At 70.4% G+C, this 13,674-nt stretch carries 12 protein-coding genes and 4 pseudogenes; 5 read left to right on the forward strand and 11 right to left on the reverse strand.

Annotated features, from left to right (window positions below; all coding sequences use genetic code 11):
- Nucleotides 1–131 precede the first annotated feature (131 nt).
- The 3 genes and pseudogenes from NQU55_RS03925 to NQU55_RS03935 all read left to right on the forward strand — a co-directional run bounded on the left by NQU55_RS03925 (nt 132) and on the right by NQU55_RS03935 (nt 3,405).
- Nucleotides 132–1,097: an ABC transporter substrate-binding protein gene (locus NQU55_RS03925; protein ID WP_168092453.1), complete on the forward strand. Its 966-nt coding sequence runs from the start codon at nt 132–134 to the stop codon at nt 1,095–1,097.
- Between the two features lie 584 nt (nt 1,098–1,681).
- Nucleotides 1,682–2,647, forward strand: a pseudogene (locus tag NQU55_RS03930) (amino acid ABC transporter permease); the annotation flags it as partial.
- Nucleotides 2,644–3,405 (forward strand): amino acid ABC transporter ATP-binding protein, encoded by a 762-nt coding sequence (locus tag NQU55_RS03935; protein WP_168092454.1) that lies wholly within the window; start codon nt 2,644–2,646, stop codon nt 3,403–3,405. The pseudogene NQU55_RS03930 and the gene NQU55_RS03935, both read left to right, overlap by 4 nt.
- Before the next feature lie 59 nt (nt 3,406–3,464).
- Here the strand turns inward: NQU55_RS03935 and NQU55_RS03940 are convergent.
- The 8 genes and pseudogenes from NQU55_RS03940 to NQU55_RS03975 form a co-directional block, all read right to left on the reverse strand.
- Nucleotides 3,465–3,869, reverse strand: a pseudogene (locus NQU55_RS03940) (SAM-dependent methyltransferase); the annotation flags it as partial.
- 252 nt (nt 3,870–4,121) lie between these two features.
- Entirely contained in the window at nt 4,122–5,282 is a 1,161-nt protein-coding gene (locus tag NQU55_RS03945) for a methyltransferase domain-containing protein (protein WP_168092457.1), read from the reverse strand.
- Between the two features lie 16 nt (nt 5,283–5,298).
- Nucleotides 5,299–5,436, reverse strand: coding sequence for a hypothetical protein (locus NQU55_RS03950; protein ID WP_168092440.1), 138 nt, complete (start codon nt 5,434–5,436; stop codon nt 5,299–5,301).
- 91 nt (nt 5,437–5,527) lie between these two features.
- A complete protein-coding gene (locus NQU55_RS03955) occupies nt 5,528–5,827 on the reverse strand; it encodes a DUF7848 domain-containing protein (RefSeq protein WP_256789704.1) in 300 nt (99 codons plus the stop codon).
- On the reverse strand, nt 5,824–6,006 hold the full coding sequence (locus NQU55_RS03960) for a hypothetical protein (RefSeq protein ID WP_256789706.1): 183 nt from the start codon (nt 6,004–6,006) through the stop codon (nt 5,824–5,826). The genes NQU55_RS03955 and NQU55_RS03960 overlap by 4 nt, the downstream gene beginning before the upstream one ends.
- A 224-nt stretch (nt 6,007–6,230) precedes the next feature.
- Nucleotides 6,231–7,478, reverse strand: coding sequence for a helix-turn-helix domain-containing protein (locus NQU55_RS03965; protein WP_168096909.1), 1,248 nt, complete (start codon nt 7,476–7,478; stop codon nt 6,231–6,233).
- 137 nt (nt 7,479–7,615) lie between these two features.
- A pseudogene (locus NQU55_RS37040) lies at nt 7,616–8,104 on the reverse strand (phage terminase small subunit P27 family).
- A 206-nt stretch (nt 8,105–8,310) separates the two neighbouring features.
- Nucleotides 8,311–8,682 (reverse strand): annotated as a pseudogene (locus tag NQU55_RS03975) (class I SAM-dependent methyltransferase); the annotation flags it as partial.
- Between the two features lie 101 nt (nt 8,683–8,783).
- Here NQU55_RS03975 and NQU55_RS03980 point away from each other — a divergent pair.
- Entirely contained in the window at nt 8,784–9,431 is a 648-nt protein-coding gene (locus tag NQU55_RS03980) for a CGNR zinc finger domain-containing protein (RefSeq protein ID WP_168095047.1), read from the forward strand.
- Here NQU55_RS03980 and sodX read toward each other — a convergent pair.
- Nucleotides 9,317–9,787, reverse strand: a complete 471-nt coding sequence (gene sodX / locus NQU55_RS03985; RefSeq protein ID WP_058046223.1) for a nickel-type superoxide dismutase maturation protease — start codon at nt 9,785–9,787, stop codon at nt 9,317–9,319. The genes NQU55_RS03980 and sodX overlap by 115 nt on opposite strands.
- A gap of 146 nt (nt 9,788–9,933) precedes the next feature.
- Here sodX and sodN point away from each other — a divergent pair, with 146 nt between their 5' ends.
- Nucleotides 9,934–10,329: a superoxide dismutase, Ni gene (gene sodN / locus NQU55_RS03990; protein ID WP_168095046.1), complete on the forward strand. Its 396-nt coding sequence runs from the start codon at nt 9,934–9,936 to the stop codon at nt 10,327–10,329.
- Between the two features lie 112 nt (nt 10,330–10,441).
- Here sodN and NQU55_RS03995 read toward each other — a convergent pair whose 3' ends face one another.
- Both NQU55_RS03995 and NQU55_RS04000 read right to left on the reverse strand, forming a co-directional pair.
- Nucleotides 10,442–13,168 carry an HAD-IC family P-type ATPase gene (locus NQU55_RS03995; protein ID WP_168095045.1) on the reverse strand — a complete coding sequence of 909 codons (2,727 nt, stop codon included), beginning with the start codon at nt 13,166–13,168 and terminating at the stop codon, nt 10,442–10,444.
- On the reverse strand, nt 13,152–13,571 hold the full coding sequence (locus tag NQU55_RS04000) for an ArsR/SmtB family transcription factor (protein ID WP_168095044.1): 420 nt from the start codon (nt 13,569–13,571) through the stop codon (nt 13,152–13,154). The genes NQU55_RS03995 and NQU55_RS04000 overlap by 17 nt, the downstream gene beginning before the upstream one ends.
- Nucleotides 13,572–13,674 lie beyond the last annotated feature (103 nt).

Raw genomic sequence — 13,674 nt, forward strand, 5'->3', positions numbered from 1 at the left:
ACACGAGGTCGCGACATCCAAGGGTGTGTGCTCCGCGCCTCGTGCGTCATCAGCGTTTTCCTGTGTTTGTTCTGTGTCTGTCCAACAGTCGGCTCCTTGGGCCACCCCCTCACCCGCAGGAGGAACCAGCAATGACCGCAAGCACCACCCCTCGCACGGCTGCCGCCAGGAGTCGTTTGGCCGCCGCCGGCGCGATCGCGGTCGCCGGCGCCCTGCTGCTCACCGGATGCGGCGACCAGCGGGACAAGACCGGCAACGGAGCCGGCCAGAGCGCCCAGGGTTCCAAGGCCCCCCTCTTCGACAAGCTGCCGAAGAAGATCCAGGACTCCGGCGTCATCAAGGTCGGTTCGGACATCGCCTACCCGCCCGTCGAATTCAAGAAGGACGGCAAGGTCGTCGGCATCGACCCCGACATCGCCGCCGCCCTCGGCAAGGAACTCGGCGTGAGGGTCGAGTTCAACAACGGCACGTTCGACGCGCTGCTGACCGGCCTGCGGTCCAAGCGGTACGACATCGCGATGTCCGCGATGACCGACACCAAGGACCGCCAGGACGGCGTGGACCCCAAGACCAAGAAGAAGGTCGGCGAGGGCGTCGACTTCGTCGACTACTTCAACGCCGGCGTCTCGCTCTACACCAAGAAGGGCGACACCAAGGACATCAAGGGCTGGGACGACCTCTGCGGCAAGAAGATCGCGGTCCAGCGCGGCACGGTCTCGCACGACCTGGCCAAGTCCCAGTCTGAGAAGTGCGAGAAGGACGACAAGGACTCCATCTCCATCGAGGCCTTCGACACCGACCTCGAGGCCCAGACCCGGCTCAAGGCCGGCGGCGTGGACGCCGTCTCCAGCGACTTCCCGGTCGCGGCGTACGCGGTCAAGACCTCGGGCGGCGGCAACGACTTCGAGACGGTCGGCGAGCAGGTCGAGGCCGCGCCGTACGGCATCGCCGTCGCGAAGGAGAACACCCAGCTGCGGGACGCCCTGAAGGCGGCGCTCGAAGCGATCATCAAGAACGGTGCGTACGAGAAGGTCATCGCGACCTGGGGCGTCGACGCAGGCGCGGTCAAGGAAGCCAAGATCAACGGCGGTTCCTGACGAGTCGCCGCCGCGCGGGCGTGTGCGCGTATACGTACCGTCCCGCCGCGGCTGCCCCCGTCCCCCTCACCCTCGTACGGATCTGCTGAAAGGCACTCCCCGTGACTTCTTCCCCTGACTCCCCGTCGCCCGACAAGCCCGACGGGAAGGAACCCACCGAGGCGGCCGAGGCCGCGAAGACGGCGAAGGCGGCCGAAGCCGCCGAAGCCGGCAAGGACGCGGCCGCGGAGGCGGCTGACGCAGCGAAGTCCGCGGACGCGGACAAGGCCTCCGACGGCGCGAAGGCGGCCGACGCCGGCAAGTCCGCCGAGGCCTCGGATGCGGACAAGCCGGCCGACGACGCGAAGGCTGCCGACTCGGACAAGCCGGCCGACGCCGGCAAGTCCGGCAAGGACACCGATGCCGACGCCGAGGCCGAAAAGGCTGACGGCGCCGACAAGCCCGCAGACGCGGATAAGTCCGACAAGCTCGCCAAGTCCGCGGACGCCGGTGAGTCCGGCAAGGCCGACAAGCCCGCCGAGTCCGGTGACTCGGGCAAGGCCGAGAAGGCCGAGAAGGCCGGCAAGGCCGAAAAGGCCGCCGGAGACGACAAGCCGGCCGGTCCCGCCAAGGGCGAGGACGCCGCCAAGAAGGCCGCGGCCGCCACCGCGACCCTCCCCGAGGCCGTCAAGGCGATCCCCGTCCGGCACTACGGCCGGTGGATCTCCGGCGTCGCCGTCCTCGCCCTCCTCGGGCTGCTGGTCAACGCGTTCGCCTCGGCGAAGATCCACTACAGCACCATCCCGGACTACCTCTTCGACTCGACGGTCGTCGAGGGTCTCGGCAAGACGGTCCTGATCTCGGTGCTCGCCATGGTGCTGGGTCTCGTGGGCGGCATCCTGCTGGCCGTGATGCGGCTGTCGAAGAACCCGGTGACGTCCTCGGTCTCCTGGCTCTACATCTGGTTCTTCCGGGGCACCCCGGTCTACGTCCAGCTGCTGCTGTGGTTCAACCTCGCGCTGATCTTCCCGTACATCAACCTCGGCCCGATCTACCGGGACGAGATGAGCGACTTCATGACGCCGTTCATGGCCGCGCTGCTCGGCCTGGGGCTCAACGAGGCCGCCTACATGTCCGAGATCGTGCGGGCCGGCATCAAGTCGGTCGACGAGGGCCAGACCGAGGCCGCGCACGCGCTCGGCATGAGCCAGGCCAAGACGCTGCGCCGGATCGTGCTGCCGCAGGCGATGCGGGTCATCGTGCCGCCGACCGGCAACGAGTTCATCAACATGCTCAAGACCTCGTCGCTGGCAGCGGCGGCGGCCCAGTATCTGGAGCTACTGCGCTCCACGTCCGACATCGGGCAGACCACCGGCGCCCCGGTGGAGATGCTCTTCCTCGCGGCCACCTGGTACCTGATCCTCACCAGCATCTTCAGCGTCGGCCAGTTCTACCTGGAGCGGCGTTACGCCCGCGGTTCCCTGCGGACCCTGCCGCTCACCCCGTGGCAGAAGGTCAAGGCCAACCTGTCCTCCTTCAGCAACCGTCCCAAGGGAGGCGTCAGCGCATGAACGCGATGGTGAAGGCCGAGGGCGTCCACAAGTCCTACGGCGCCGTGCAGGTCCTCAAGGGAATCGACCTCGAGGTCGCCCCGCGCGAGGTGTTCTGCCTCATCGGCCCCTCCGGCTCCGGCAAGTCCACCTTCCTGCGGTGCATCAACCACCTGGAGCAGGTGAACGCGGGCAAGCTGTACGTCGACGGCCGCCTGGTGGGCTACCGCCAGCAGGGCGACAAGCTCTACGAGCTCAAGGACAGCGAGGTCGCCAAGAACCGCCGGGACATCGGCATGGTGTTCCAGCGCTTCAACCTCTTCCCGCACATGACAGCGCTCGCGAACGTCATGGAGGCGCCGGTCCAGGTCAAGGGCGAGACGAAGGCCGTCGCCCGGGAGCGGGCGAAGAAGCTGCTCGACCGGGTCGGTCTCGGCGACAAGGCCGAGAACTACCCCTCGCAGCTCTCCGGCGGTCAGCAGCAGCGCGTCGCGATCGCGCGGGCGCTGGCGATGGAGCCGAAGCTGATGCTCTTCGACGAGCCCACCTCGGCGCTCGACCCGGAGCTCGTCGGTGACGTCCTGGACGTCATGCGGGGCCTGGCCGAGGACGGCATGACCATGATCGTGGTGACCCACGAGATGGGCTTCGCCCGCGAGGTCGGCGACTCGGTGGTCTTCATGGACCAGGGCGTGGTGGTCGAGTCGGGCAACCCGCGCGACGTGCTCACCAACCCGCAGCACGACCGGACGAAGGCGTTCCTGTCGAAGGTGCTGTAGCGAACCGACACGGAAGGGGGCGGTACGGGTCCGGGACCCGTACCGCCCCCTTCCGCTTGTCACTTGAGCGCCGGCACCATCGCGTCCGACGGCGACTTCCAGACCGTCCGGGCCTCGGCGAAGCCCGCCTCGCGCAGGGTGCGCGCGTGCCACTCGGCGGAGGGGGTGTCGCCGTCGGCGTGCTCCCCGTAGATCTCGAAGCGCTCGGCGGTCGGCCCGGCGAGCACCGGGTCGGCGGCGGCGAGCTCCCACCACGCGCCCCAGTCGAGCGCGCCCGCCGCCTTGGCGCGCTCCATGCGCGCGTGGCGCAGCGCGCGTTCGGCCTCGTTGATGCGGGGCGTGCCGGCGTCCGGCATGTGGTCGGCGTTGAGGAAGACGCCGCCCTCGCGGACGACTCCGGCGAGCTGCCCGCAGAAGGTGCGCAGGGGGGCCGATTGCAGCCAGTGGAGGGCGGTGGCGGTCAGGAACTCCCTCTATACACACACTCTAGTGCCGCCCCTCCCCATGCAACAGATGAGCCCCGGTCAGTGCTCCAGGGTCCGGGGAGCGCCGACCGGGGCTGTTGCGGTCCCTCACCACGACGGGGGCGGCACCCTTGGGGTCAGCCGTCAGGGCCCTGCGTGGCTGCCTTGCGGGGCGGAGTGGGGTTCACCTGGCACTGGTCGCCAGGCTTCCCCACTTGGGGGACTGCTTTCCCGCCGGAGATGGGCGGGGAGCTATGTGCGGGCGGATACGGGGTTGTCCGGAGTGTTGAGCCAGACGCGTTCGCCGTCGCTGTCCACGGTGAGGCCGAACCGTTCGAAGCCGGGACGGCCCTTCCCTTCCCACCAGCGGTAGGCGGCCAGTACCTCGTCCCAGAGGTTCCGGGGGCCGGACTGATAGACCTCGAACTCATCCTTCCCCGGCACGTAGTCAGCCGTCGCCCATGACGTGACGGCGGTGTCCCGTAGCCACAGCGTGTAAGAGCCGTCGTCGTACGACTCCATCCACGGGAACGCGTCGGGCACCTGCACCCCGATCGCGAACATGACGTGCCACTCGCCCACGTCGTCCGGGGACAGAGACGTCATGGACTGCACGCCGTCCGCTGGCCACTTCCTCCCGCCTAGGTACTCACGGACATGCCGACGCTGGACCCGCTGAGCACGCATCCGCATGAACGCCGACGATCCCACGAATGGACCAGACGCCGAACCGTCCTCGGCGACCGTGAGACGCGCTACCGCTTCCCCGCCGTACGTCGGTCCCCATGGGGTCACGATCACCCCACCCGGCTTCACCTGCGCCCGCCATGCCGGAGGCACGCTCCCAATGGAACAGGTGGCAATCAGCCGGTCGTACGGGGCCCGCTCCGGGTACCCCTGCGCCCCGTCGCCGACGTGCACCAGCGGGCGGAAACCGGCAAGGTTCAGGCGGGTACGTGCGTCCTCGGCGCTGACCTCGTCCACTTCAACGCTGACGACGTTTTCAGCGCCCAGTCGATGGGAGAGAAGGGCAGCGTTCCATCCCGTTCCGGTGCCGATCTCCAGCACACTGTTCCCGTCCTCGATACTCAGCGCGTCCAGCATCGAGAACACCATTGTGGGCATGGAACTGGACGACGTGGGCGCCTTCCCCTTGCCCGCTCCGGTGTAGGCGCCGTCGTCCCACTGGGTCGTGATCGGCGCGTCCCGGTAGACGGCCTCCCACCACACGTCCGGTTCCTCGCTGCGGATCACCCGGTCACTCTGCCGACTCATTCCGGCGCAACCGGGCCAGATCGCATCTGGCACGAAGAGGTGACGGGACACTGCCTCGAAGGTAGGCAACCAGTCGCTTTTTAGCGCTCCGGATTCCACGAGCGCGAAGGCGAGCCCCTGTGGGCCCGCCCCCTCCATGCTGTGCGCGTTCAAGTTACTTACCGTCCGCCGGGTTCTTCCCGTCGTTGGTGTTGCCACCCTCGTCGGAGCCGCCCCCGCCGTGCTTGTTGCCGCTGTCGCTGTCGTCCTGCGGGTTCCCGCCGGTCATCATGGTCAGCCTCCAACTAGCCATCTCTGAAACTCCATTGACGATCTTTCCGGGTAACCCGTCCGGCTGTTGCGTCTCACGGGAATGAGGGGCGCGGCAGCCGGACGGGCGGTCTTCAGCGGGCCGCGCGTTCGTGCTGCGGCTCCTCGCTCGGAAAGGGCGGGATCGCGTGCCTCCCCTCGTTGAGTTCCAGACGGCGCACCAGCGCCACGTCCTCGAAGGTCCGGGCGAACGTCGGGTGTCCCGTGCGGCCCGTGTGGGTCATCATCGCCTCGTCGGCCGCCTTGAGGTCCGCCGTCGGCTCCAGTGCCCACGGACAGGCGCCATCCAGGCAGCGGGACGTCACGGTGACCTCTGCGCGCGGGTGGGTACCGATCGCGTGCTGGACGTGCCGGATCACGCTGCGGGTGCTCACAGCCGGCCCGCCCTGGCTTTGATCAGGCGAGCCCACAGCCGGTCCACCTCGTTGGGCGGCTTGTACTCGGTTGTGTCCCAGTCGCTGCCACTGCCGTCCAGCGGGGCGAGCGTGACCATGCCGTTCTCGCCGTCCCACCCCACAGCCGTACCGATCTTCCCCAGACTCGTGTCCTTCACCAGCACGCCCGGGTTTGGGACCCATGGGGGCGCGATCCCCGCTGCCGCGTCGGCAAGGTTCTGCCTGCGCTGTCGGTCGGCATCCGTTCTGTGCACCATCACTCGGCCCCTGGTCCGCTCGGCACTGGGATACCGAGAAGCTATGACCAGGGAACGACCCAATCCAGTGCAGTAGCGCGGTAGTTGGGGGCATGATCGCCCCTAACTACCGCGCTACGTAGCAGCTAGCCCAGCACGCCCAAGCGTGTGGCCATCGAACGCATGTCAGCGGTGAGCCTGCGCTTACGCCGTTGAACGATCGCAGCCATAGCGTCCTGCGCCATGCGTTGATGCCGGAGCCATTGAGGGTTCGCGTAGTCCACGGCGGTCAGTCGGTCCATGGCCTTATCGTGCTCACCCACCTTGATGTACGCCGTGGCTACGGTCAGCCGATGGCGGTTCCATTCCTTGTCGGTCTCGGCGATACGTGCCGCCTTCATCGCGTGATCCGAGAACCTTGCCTTAGCCGTTGACTCGTCGATCACGCGGTACGGGTCGCCGTTTTCCGTGATCAGTTCATCCTCTAGGCCCTTCATTCCAGCAACGGCACTGTCGAAGCGCCCGAATCGATGCCTGGAATCGGCCTGCCTACCCAAAGCGGCAGCGGCACTTTCGGCAATCCTGCGCGCTTCTGCGCCGTCGTCAGGACGGTTATTGCGGACAGCTGCGGCAGCCGCTTGCAGAGCAAGCCACCCCCATACAGCCAACCTTTCCGGAGACGCCTTTGAAATACGGGGCTCTAGGCGGTCCGCTGTCTCGACTGCGGCTCGCTCAGCGTCATCAAATCGACCTTGCCTCAACAGAAGCCACGACATGATGACGACTGCGTACCCGGCAGTGTTCAGATCCTGCACGGCTCGCGCATCCCGCATTGCCCCCGACAGCGCATGGTAGGCCAGGTCGTATTGCCGAACCTGCGTCAGGTACCGACCACCCAACAAATAGGCTTCTGCGCGCGCCGATAGGGCCTGCGCATGCTCATCGCCGCTGTCGTAGTAAGCGACGGCAGAATTTACATCCCTGATGATCTGCGGCATTTTTCCTGCCACAGAACCGAATTTGTCGGAGTCGTACGATGCTGAGCCGGTTCGGATTACCTCCAGCAGGGCGGGGAGGTCCGGTTCTTCGTCCGGCCTTTCGTTGACGCAATCTTCGATACCCAAAGGCGGAGTAAGCGCGCTCCGCAACTCGGCCAACCCGACGCGGGTTGGATCTTCACCCCGGACCGGCTCCGGTGTGTCAGAGGCCATGAGTTGGGAAGTCTTCACATGCAATGCGCGGGCAAGAATGTGAAGGGTTTCGATGCGGACGCTTCCGCCCTGTTCGAGTTTGGCCACGGTTGAAGGTGCCAGACCAGCGGCGTAGGCCAACTGTTCCTGAGTCAGACCAGCAAGCCGCCGGTGCTTCCTAACGTTCTCCCCTAGAGCGCTCATGATCCCCGCCTAGTGCGTGTGGTGCGTGCTCCTGTAGAGCCAGCGTACGCCCGGCCGTGAAGTCCGGACACGACGAAAGCCCCCGCACCCGCCGCCCCAGAGGGAGACGAGCACGGGGACTCTGGTGGCGCGGCGGGTCAGTCCCAGATATCCGAGTCGCCATCCTCGGGCTCCGGTGCGGCGATGGCGGCCCGCGCGCTCGGCGACAGACCCAACTCGCGGATGTAGCGAGCGAGTTGAGTGCGGTACTGCCCAGCTATCGTGGCAGCACCGTTCTTCACGGTGCCCCGCTCGGCGGTGACCATCAGCCCTCACTCGGACAGGTCCCGCTCGGCCTGGTCGATGCGAGCGACACACACGCACAGATCCTTGACCGTGCTGTGGTCCACCTCCCCAACCCCGGCTGCCACTTCCAAGATCGGGACGACGCGGCGCCACTCGGTCGATGCGACCTCCCGGCACCGGGCGTTCGCAGCCTCTACAGCGGGGTTGGGCGAAGACGCCCCCGCCCAATCGGGCTCGGCAAGGACGGCGCGCGGGACGATCCCACCCTCCTTGATCGCGGTCGGGGAAGTGATCCGCAACCTTGGCTTCACGGCCACACAGCCCGCACCGCGGATTGGCATACAGGAATGCGCGCCGGATGCGCGGCCGGCGAGGACCGTACGAACTCCCGCCGCGTGTTACACGCTGCTTGTTCGCTTGCTTCTCATGGTCGGCGCAGCGCCCGCCTGTCGTCAGCTCAGGACATCCGGGTATCGGGCAGGACGTGCGGGGCTTTCTCGGCACAGGGGGTCTCCACTCCAGGGCCGGAGGCTCATCTCGGATTACGGGAGTTCCCGGTGAGGACGGCGTCGTAGTGCTCGTGGGGGAGCCGCGCGGTCCGGTCCGGGTCCTTGAGGTCCGCGGTGACGGAGTGGACGAGGTCGTCGCCGGCGAAGGTGCCGCGGGCGATGGCCAGCAGGGCCGGGTCCAGGTCGGCGCCGGTGGAGACGGCTCCGGGGAAGCGGTCCGTCAGGCGGGCGGTGATGGTGCCGGTGCCGCAGGCGAGGTCGAGCACGCGGGGCGCGGGGCCCACGAGGGCCTCGACCATGTCGAGCATCACCCGGAACCGCTCCTCGCGGCCGGGCAGGTACCGCTCCTGCTGCCGGTCCCGGCTGTCCTGCCAGGCGTTCCAGTCCGTACCGACGACGGCCTCGGCCATGAGGTTCCTCCAGCGGGTCATACCGTGTAATACCCTCGGTCGTACACCGACCATTACAAGCCGGTGAGCCGACCCTGGACCGCCCTCGGTAAGGACCACAAGTGGAACTGGCCTATTACTCGGACTTCGCTGTGCGGCTGGTCAACAGCGAGGAGCCCGGCCGCGGCACGGACACGCTGACCTCCGTCGACGCCGTCCGCGAGCTCTTCGGGCCCAGCGCCCAGGGGGCCCGGCGGGCGGGCGACAGCGACGTCACCCGGCTGAGGGCCGTCCGGGCCCGGCTGCGCGCCGTCTTCGAGGCCGCCGCCGAGGGCGACGAAGTGCGCGCCGTGGACCTCCTCAACGCCCTGCTGATGGAGTATCCGGTCAGCCCGCAGGTCTCCGGGCACGAGTACCGCGACGAGGACGGCCGCCCCAAGTGGCACATGCACATCGCCGACCACGCGGCCAACGCCGGCGCCTCGTACGCCGCCACCGCCTGCATGGGCCTCGCCGTGCACCTGACGGAGTACGGCGTCGACCGGCTCGGCATCTGCCAGGCGTCGCCGTGCCGCAACGCCTACCTCGACACCTCGACCAACCGCTCGCGCCGCTACTGCTCCGACCGCTGCGCCACCCGCGCCAACGTCGCCGCCTACCGGGCCCGCAAGCGCCGGGAGAGCCGCGCGGCCGAGGCCCCGGCCGGCAGCGACCTCACCGGCCTGAGCGCCGAGGCCAGCCACGACAGCAGCGCGCCCGCCGAGCGCTGACCCGCCTGCGGGGGACGCCGCAGCCGCACCAGCGCGCGGGCCACGACGAGCTCCTGCGGCACGACCCCGAACTCCCGGCTGTCGTTCTCCACCAGCGGATTGTCCCCGCGCACCCACCAGCCGCCCTCGCGCAGCTCCACGGCGCGCTTGACGATGAGCAGGTCCTGCCGGAACGGGTGGCGCAGCACCACCACGTCACCCGGCCGCACCACCGCTCCGTACTGGACGACCAGCTGGTCCCCGGGGTTCAGGGTCGGCACCATCGACGGGTTGTAGACCTCGGCCAGCCCGATCCGCAGCAGTCCGCGACGCTCGCGGTCCAGCTCCTGCCCGCGCTCGTCCACCTGCTCCTGCACCGCGGCACCTCCCGGTCCGTAATCCTCCACCAGTCCCAGACTGACACTGGACTTTTGTCCTAAGCCCCCCGGGGCACCCGAGAAAAGCCTTCCCACACCGAGTAATCTCGCACCTGAGAAGACGATCACGAGGAAGGACAGCTCTTATGCTCTCCCGCCTGTTCGCACCCAAGGTGCGAGTCAGCGCCCACTGCGACCTGCCCTGCGGTGTCTACGACCCCGCCCAGGCCCGCATCGAGGCAGAGTCGGTCAAGGCCGTCCAGGAGAAGTACCAGGCGAACGAGGACGCGGACTTCCGCGCCCGTGCGCTCATCATCAAGGAGCAGCGCGCGGAGCTCGCCAAGCACCACGTCTCGGTGCTCTGGAGCGACTACTTCAAGCCGCCGCACTTCGAGAAGTACCCCCAGCTGCACCAGCTGGTCAACGACACCCTGAAGGCCCTGAGCGCGGCCAAGGCGTCCAACGACCCGAAGACGGGCCAGAAGGCGCTGGACTACATCGCCGAGATCGACCGCATCTTCTGGGAGACCAAGAAGGCCTGATCAGGCGGCATAGCGCTGTCCGCACCCGGTCCCCGGCCCCCGTGAGGGGAGCCGGAACGACCGGGTGCGCTGCTGTTTGCGGGCTTTTTCGCATGCGGGCCTCCAGGCCTTGCTACGCGCGGACTTTCCCGCGCGCCACCGCCAACGCCGTCCCGTACAGCGTCAGGACGACGGTCATCAGGCCGTAGTAGAGCGGCGGCAGGGCCGTCATGCCCAGGGCGGGGCCCAGGGGGGACAGGGGCAGGAGCAGGCCCGTGACCGCGAGGCCGGCGGTCGCCAGGCGGAGCGGGAGCGGGGCCCGGCGCTCGGCCGCGTCCCTGCCGGCGCGGAGCAGGAGGATGACCAGGGCCTGGGTCAGCAGGTTCTCCGTGAACCAGCCCGCGTGGAAGGCGGCCTGTCCCGCGGCGCCGGCGCCGGGGTGCACGGTCAGGGCCAGCACCCCGAAGGTCGCGAGGTCGGCGGTGGCGTTGAGCAGGCCGAAGCCCGTCATGAAGCGGAACAGGGCGCGCGGGCGCAGCACCACGGGCCGCAGGTGGGCCGTGGCCCCGGGCCGGTCGAAGGCGAGGGCGAGCTGGGCCGCGTCGAAGCACAGGTTCTGCACGAGCACCTGCGCGGGCAGCATCGGCAGGAACGGCAGGAGCAGGCCCGCGGCCAGCATCGCGATGACGTTGCCGAGGTTGGACGAGAGCGTGATGCGCAGGTAGGCGGCGATGTTGCCGGTGCTGCGGCGGCCCGCGACGACGGCCCGGTCGAGGGCGGTGAGGTCCTTCGAGGCGAGCACGACGTCGGCCGCCTCGCGTGCCGCGGCCACCCCGTCGCGCGGGCAGATGCCCACGTCGGCGGCGCGCAGTGCGGCGAGGTCGTTGACGCCGTCGCCGAGGAAGCCGGTCGTGGCGCCGGAGGCGCGCAGGGCGCGGACGACGCGGGCCTTGTGCTCGGGCGCGCAGCGGGCGAAGACGGTGGTGCGGGCCGCGAGCCGGGCGAGTTCGGCGTCGCCGGCCGCGTCGATCCGCGCGGCCGTGAGGGGTTCGCCGGGGTCGAGCCCCAGGTCCCGGCAGGCCCGGACGGCCGTGCCCGGGTGGTCGCCGGTGAGGACCTTGACGGTCACGCCGCGGCCGGCGAGGACGGCCAGGGCCTCCCCGGCGGTGGGCGCGAGGGCGTCCTGCAGTCCGACGAAGCCGGCGAAGGTGAGCTCCTGCTCGTCCTCGGGCGCGTACGGGCTCGCGCTCGCGGGCCGCTCGGCGAGGGCGACGGCGAGCACCCGCAGCCCGCTCGCGGCGAGGGCGTCCGCCCGGGCGGCGAGGGCGGAGCGGTCGGCAGCGCCGATGGCCCGGGCGCGGCCTTCCTCGCTCACGCGCGTGCACCGTTCCAGGACGTCCTCCGCGGCGCCCTTCACCACGAGCACGTACCGGCCCGCGGGGGTGCCGGCGGCCGCGGCCGGGCGGAGCAGGCGGACGTTGCCCGGCAGGGAGCCGGGCAGGGAGCCCGGCATGGAATCCGGCATGGAATCCGGCATGGAATCCGGCGGGGAGCCGGGCCGGAAGTCCGCCGGAGTGCCCGGCTCGCCGCCCGCCACCCGGACGAGGGCCGACGCGATGCGGCGCCCGGGGCCGCAGGGCAGCGCCGCGACGCCCTCGACGCCGTCCGCGCCGCCGCCCCGCTCCTCGTCCGCGTCGAGGAGCGCCTCGTCGAGGGCGTCCGGGGCGGGCAGCTCGGCGAGGTGCAGGGTCCAGAGGGCGGCCACGGCGGCCCAGTGCAGCACGGCCGGGTCCTCGCGGCCCTCCGCGTCGACCGCGCAGGCGAACACGGGCCGGTCCTGGGTGAGCGTGCCCGTCTTGTCGACGCACAGGACGTCGACGGCGCCGAGGTCGTGCAGCGCGGGCAGCCGCCTGACGATCACCTCGCCGCCGCGCGCGAGGAGGGCGGCGCCGCGCGCCAGGGCCGTCGTGACGACGACCGGCAGCATCTCGGGGGTGAGGCCCACCGCCACGGCGACGGCGAACGGCAGCGTCTCCATGCCGCGGCCGCGCACCAGCGCGCTCGCGACCAGCACCAGCGGCGCGACGAGCAGCATGCACCGCACCAGGGTCCAGGCGATCCCGTTCACGGAGCGGTCGAAGGGGCCGGGGAGCCGGCGGCCGCGGTCCTGCGGCAGGGCCCCGGACAGGACGGTGTCCGCGCCGGTGGCGACGACGACGCCGGTCGCGCTGCCGGAGACGACGCTGCTGCCCTGGAAGCACAGGTCGCCGGCCGCGCCCCTGGCGACGGGCGCGGACTCCCCGGTCAGCGCCGCCTCGTGCACGGTCAGGCCGGTCGTCCGCAGCAGTCTCAGGTCGGCGGGGACGAGGTCGCCGGGGGCGAGGAGGACCACGTCGCCCGGCACGAGCTGCTCGACGGGCAGCTCGCGGGTCACCGGCTCCTCCGTCCCCGCGGGGCGGCGGCGGACGGTCGCGGTGGTGGCCAGCAGCTCGCGCAGGGCGGCCGCCGAGCGGTCGGCGCGGTGCTCGCCGGTCGCGCGCAGCACGCAGCTGACCGTGACGAGGACGGCGATCACGCAGGCGGTGCCCCAGGCGGCGAGGCCCGCCGACACCAGGCCGAGGGAGAGGAGGACGGCGGTGAAGGGGTCGCGCAGGCTGCGGGCGAGGCGGCGCGGCCAGGGGCCGGGGCGCCGCCCGGGGAAGACGTTCTCGCCGTGGCGCGCGAGCCGCTCGTCGGCCTCCGCCTCGGGCAGCCCGCGGGGCCCGCTCTCCAGCGCGCGCAGGACCTCCAGGGTGGTGCCGGTGATGCCGGTGATGCCGGTGCCTCCTCGCGCGGCGGAGCGGTCAGGCTCCCAGGCCATGGAGGCGCCCGGTGCGGGCGGCGCCGCGCCCGCCGGCCCGGCCCGTCCCGCCGGCCTCGCGGTCGGCGAGCTGGCCGACCATCAGCCGGACGATCGCGACGACGTGCGGGTCGTCCACGAGGTAGACCATGCGGCGCCCCTCCCGGCGCGACCGCACGAGCCCGGCCAGCTTCAGCTTCGCCAGGTGCTGGCTGATCGCGGGGAGTGCGCCGCCCACCCGCTCGGCCAGGGCCGTGACGTCGCTCTCGCCCTGGGCGAGGGCCCATACCAGGTGGAGCCGGGCGGGCGAGGCGAGCAGCCCGAAGGCCGCGGCGGCCTCGGTGAGCACGTCCGCCGAGGGGTCGCCGAGGCCTTCGCCGAAGTCCTCTTCGACGTCCTCGAAGCTTCCGACACCTGCGGCCACTGTCGCTCTCCCGTTCCTGCCGCGCGTCCCTGTGCCCGGCACGACCAGTCTAGGCAGGGTGCGGGGAGCGGACGGGCGGACATGCGCCGCCCGGCGGCTGGGC

The sequence above is a fragment of the Streptomyces telluris genome (assembly GCF_024519335.1).
GTDB lineage: Bacteria > Actinomycetota > Actinomycetes > Streptomycetales > Streptomycetaceae > Streptomyces > Streptomyces telluris.

What these genes read in the sequence shown, in the direction of transcription:
- NQU55_RS03925 (WP_168092453.1), top strand. Translation starts at nt 132, where the DNA reads ATGACCGCAAGCACCACCCCTCGCACGGCTGCCGCCAGGAGTCGTTTG.
- NQU55_RS03935 (WP_168092454.1), top strand. Translation starts at nt 2,644, where the DNA reads ATGAACGCGATGGTGAAGGCCGAGGGCGTCCACAAGTCCTACGGCGCC.
- NQU55_RS03945 (WP_168092457.1), bottom strand. Translation starts at nt 5,282, where the DNA reads ATGGAGGGGGCGGGCCCACAGGGGCTCGCCTTCGCGCTCGTGGAATCC.
- NQU55_RS03950 (WP_168092440.1), bottom strand. Translation starts at nt 5,436, where the DNA reads ATGGCTAGTTGGAGGCTGACCATGATGACCGGCGGGAACCCGCAGGAC.
- NQU55_RS03965 (WP_168096909.1), bottom strand. Translation starts at nt 7,478, where the DNA reads ATGAGCGCTCTAGGGGAGAACGTTAGGAAGCACCGGCGGCTTGCTGGT.
- sodN (WP_168095046.1), top strand. Translation starts at nt 9,934, where the DNA reads ATGCTCTCCCGCCTGTTCGCACCCAAGGTGCGAGTCAGCGCCCACTGC.
- NQU55_RS03995 (WP_168095045.1), bottom strand. Translation starts at nt 13,168, where the DNA reads ATGGCCTGGGAGCCTGACCGCTCCGCCGCGCGAGGAGGCACCGGCATC.